Source organism: Methylobacterium sp. CCH5-D2 (assembly GCF_001556475.1).
Classification (GTDB): Bacteria; Pseudomonadota; Alphaproteobacteria; order Rhizobiales; family Beijerinckiaceae; genus Methylobacterium; species Methylobacterium hispanicum.
On record NZ_LSIX01000827.1, the window covers coordinates 1 to 3,986 of the forward strand.

A 3,986-nucleotide genomic window follows, 5' to 3' on the forward strand; every position below is an offset into this window, starting at 1 on the left:
CTCGCCCAGGACCGCGGTCTCGCCGGGCCGCAGGGCGATGCCGTGGGCGCGGATCCGTCCCGCCCGGGCCAGCCCCTCGGCGCTCCGGTCGGTGCGGCCGTAGCCGCTGCCGCCGAGGACGAGCACCGCGTCGGCAGCGCCCGCTCCGATGGCGGCGGCGATGGCCTCGACCTCGTCCGGGACGGCGACGCGCTCGGTGGCGCCGCCCCTGTCCGCGATCAGGGCGGCGAGCAGCGGCGACGATCCGTCCGGCGTCGGGGTGCCGGTCGCGACGAGGCGCAGGCGGGGCGTCCGGACGGCGACCATGTCCAGCCCGGCCATCGCCAGGGTGAGGAGGTGGAGGGGACCGACCCGCTCGCCCGCCGCGAGCAGGCACGCGTCCGCGGCCAAGTCCTCGCCGGCCTCGCGCGTGCCCTCCCGCGCGGCGAGATCTTCCACCGCGCCGTGCTCCGCCAGCCCTTCGGGCGGCAGGACGGCGTCGGTGCGGGCGGGCAGCCTCTCACCGGCCTCGACCCAGGCCGGCCGGGACGGCAGGGGCACCGGCGCGTAGGGCGAGGCACCGGCGATCGCGGCGGAATCGATCGCGAAACCGTCCCGCAGGGCCTCGCGGCCGGCGGGCAGCGGGCGCGGTGCCGCGACCGCCCGCGCGGCGATCCGCCCCCGCGCCTCCGCGAGCGGGACCAGCCGCTCGGCGACCGGCGCGACGCCGGCACAGAGCAGGCCGAGCGCGTCCCCGAGCGGCGTCAGCGCCGCGGAGGCGGACCGGCTCATCGGCGCCCGCGCCCGTGGCGGGGTGCGGCGCGCGGCGGGCCCGGCGGCAGAGATGTTCCGGCTCGCATCATGGTCGGAGCGATGCGTCATCCGCGGGCGCGGATCAAGGCTTCGTGCGATGCGCGTCGGAGAACCGCAGGTCGGGAGCCGGCGACATCCGGACCGTCACTCGGCTATGCTTTGCCGTCCGACCGAGGATCATCCCCGATGACGTGTCTCCGCCGGCTCGCCGGCCTTTTGCTGACCGGGTTCTTCGTCGTCACGCCCGCGCTGCTGCTTGCCCTGCCGGCCTCGGCCCAGATGCGGGGGCATGGCGGCCCGGTCCGCGCCCTCGCCCTGAGCCCGGACGGGCGCCTGGCGATCTCGGGCAGCTTCGACCAGTCGGCCATCCTGTGGGGCCTCGATACCGGCACTGCGCTCGGCGTGCTGCGCTTCCACGAGGGCGCGGTGAACGCCGTCGCGGCGCTGCCCGACGGGCGCTTCGCCAGCGCCTCCGAGGACGGGCGCATCGCCCTGTGGCGGCTCGGGCGCGCGGAGCCGGAGCAGGTGCTCGACGGGCATGCCGGGCCGGTGGCGGGCCTCGCGGTCTCGGCGGACGGCACCGCGCTCGCCTCGGCCTCCTGGGACGGGACGGCGCGGGTCTGGCCGCTCGACGGGGGCACCCCCCGCGTGCTGGAGGGGCATCGGGGCAATGTCAACGCCGTGGCCTTCCTGCCGGACGGGCGGCCGGTGACGGCGGGCGCCGACGCGACCGTGCGGGTCTGGCCGCGCGAGGGCGCCTCCCCGGACGTCGCGACGCTGCCCACGGCGCTCAGCGCGCTCGCGGTGAGCGCGGACGGGGAGATCGCGGCGGCGGGCGCCGACGCGATCCTGCGCTTCCTGCGCCCGGACGGGACGGTCCGCGCCGCCGTGGAACTCGGGCCCCAGCCGGTGATCGCGCTGGCGCCGTCGCCGGACGGAACCCGGGTCGCCGCCGCGACGGCGGGTGGGACCGTCGCGGTCGTCGAGCGGGAGACGGCCCGCGTGCTGCTGCGTCTCGTCGGGCCGGGCCTGCCGGTCTGGTCCGTGGCGTGGCGGCCCGACGGGCGCGAGCTCGTCACGGGCGGCGGCGACCGCCTCGTGCGCCGCTGGGATGCCCGGAGCGGCGAGCCGATCGGCGCTCTTGCCATGCCACGCCCGGGCGATCCGCTGGCGGCCTATCACGGCGAGCGCGGCGCGGAGGTGTTCGGGGCCTGCGTCGCCTGCCACACCCTGACGCCGAACGAGGGCACGCGGGCCGGGCCGACGCTCGCCGGCCTGTTCGGCCGCCGCATCGCGAGCGTGCCGGACTACCGCTACTCCGAGCCGTTGAAGCGGATGGACATCGTCTGGACGCCCGAGACCGTGGCGCGCCTCTTCGAGGTCGGGCCGGCCCGCTACACGCCGGGCACGAAGATGCCCGAGCAGACCATCGGCAGCGCCGCCGACCGGGAGGCCCTGGTCCGCTTCCTGGAGAAGGCGACGCGTCTGCCCTAGCCGTCCGCCCGCTCGCGGAAGTAGTCCTCGCTCGTGCGCGGCTTGGCGCGCTCGGGCATGGCGTGCGGGTCGAAGCCCTGGTTGAGCGCTGCCTCGACGCGGCAATCGTCGCACATCGTCAGCGAGCGGAGGCGCTCCGCGCCGGCCGAGCCGGTGAACATCCAGTGCCGCTCGGCGAGGCGCTCGATCACCCGCTCGATCGTGGCGCGCGTGCCGAAGGGCTTGGCGCAGGCCGTGCAGCAGAAGGGCTCCTCCTCCTTCACGACGCGCCGGGGCGCCGCCCAGGCCTCGAAATCCACCTGCGGGATCAGCGCGATCACGTCCTCCGGGCAGGTCGCGGCGCAGAGGCCGCACTGCACGCACAGGCTCTCCTCGAAGGCGAGCAGCGGCTTGTCGGCGCTGTCGGTGAGCGCATGGGTCGGGCAGGCGCCGACGCAGGAGAGGCACAGGGTGCAGTCCTGCGTGCGGAAATCGAGGCCGCCGAAGGGCGCGCCAGCCGCCAGCGGGACCCGCGCCACGGGGGCGGGGGCCGCGACGTGCATCTCCCGGAAGGCCTGACGCAGCACGGCGCGCTTGGGCCCCTCGGGCACGAGGCCGGCCGGCTTCGCCGTGGGGGTCCCGAGCGGGGCCGCGCGCAGCGCCTCGCCGAGGGCGTCCGGGTCGTCGGTCTCGATCGTCGCGACCAGCGCCGCGCCGCTCTCTGCTCCGTAGCCCAGCGCCCGCGCCAGGGTGTCGGCGAGGTCGAGTGTGCGGTGGAGCGGCGCGATGTCGTGCTTCGGGCGCGCCCGGGTCAGCACGCGGACCGCCGCCGCACCGTAGGCGCACAGGGCCGCGATCGCCTCCGGACCGATCTGGGTGACTTCGTTGACCTGGACCGGCAGGACATGGGCCGGCAACCCGTCACCGTACCGCCCGAGCGCGTCGATCAGGGGCTCGCCGTGGTCGCCGTCGTGGAAGAGCACGAGCGCGCGCTCCCCGCCCGCCGCCCGGTAGGCCCGCATCAGGCCGCGCAGGCGCCGCATCAGCGCGTCGGCCGGGGGCAGCGCGTAGGCGGCGGCGCCCGTCGGGCAGACGGCCGCGCAGCTGCCGCAGCCCGCGCAGACATGCGGGTCGATCGCGACGGTGTCGCCCGCGGACGTGATCGCCCCGGTCGGGCAGACCTCGAGGCAGCGGGTGCAGCCGGTGATGCGCGAGCGCGAATGGGCGCAGAGCGAGCCGTGGAAGTCGATGAAGCGCGGCTTGTCGAATTCGCCGACGAGGTGGGAGGCCTCGCGGACCAGGCGCTCGACGGCGGCCGGGTCGCGCGGGTCGGCGCGCAGGTAGCCGGGGCGGACCTCGTGGGCCGGGAACAGGGGCGCGCCGCCCGAGAGGTCGAGCACGAGGTCGCAGGTCGAGACGGCGCCGTCGCGCGGCGCCCCGAAGAGGAGGTGGGTGCGCGACGACGGCGCCGGCAGGGCGTAGTCGTCGATGCGCAGTTCGAACGCGCCGAGATGCCCCTTCGCACCCCGGATCGTGCCCCGCAGCACCGGGAAGGTGTTGCGGTGGAGCGGCGCGACCTCGCCCGGCCGCGACAGGAGCACGGTGACGTCGAGATGCTCGGCGAGCCGCTGCCCGGCCTCGACCGCGACGGCGTCCCGCCCGTAGACGAGGGCGACGCCCCGGCTTACCAGCGGCACGGTCCCGGCGGGCGGCACCGGCTC

General features: G+C 76.9%; 3 protein-coding genes. 1 reads left to right on the forward strand and 2 read right to left on the reverse strand.

What is annotated here, in order from left to right:
• The coding region (locus AX737_RS21770) for a molybdopterin-binding protein (RefSeq protein ID WP_082773219.1) at positions 1-771 on the reverse strand (771 nt) is incomplete at its 3' end.
• Positions 772-978: 207 nt separating this feature from the next.
• On the opposite strand from AX737_RS21770, the gene AX737_RS21775 reads away from it, so the two are divergent.
• Positions 979-2,286 carry a c-type cytochrome gene (locus AX737_RS21775; RefSeq protein WP_066924854.1) on the forward strand — a complete coding sequence of 436 codons (1,308 nt, stop codon included), beginning with the start codon at positions 979-981 and terminating at the stop codon, positions 2,284-2,286.
• Here the strand turns inward: AX737_RS21775 and AX737_RS21780 are convergent.
• Positions 2,283-3,986: 4Fe-4S binding protein (locus AX737_RS21780; RefSeq protein WP_066924856.1), on the reverse strand; the 1,704-nt coding region annotated here is incomplete at its 5' end. The two genes, AX737_RS21775 and AX737_RS21780, sit on opposite strands and share 4 nt — an antisense overlap.

Excerpts from the sequence above, each read along its gene's own strand:
- AX737_RS21775 (WP_066924854.1), top strand. The coding sequence starts at position 979 with ATGACGTGTCTCCGCCGGCTCGCCGGCCTTTTGCTGACCGGGTTCTTC.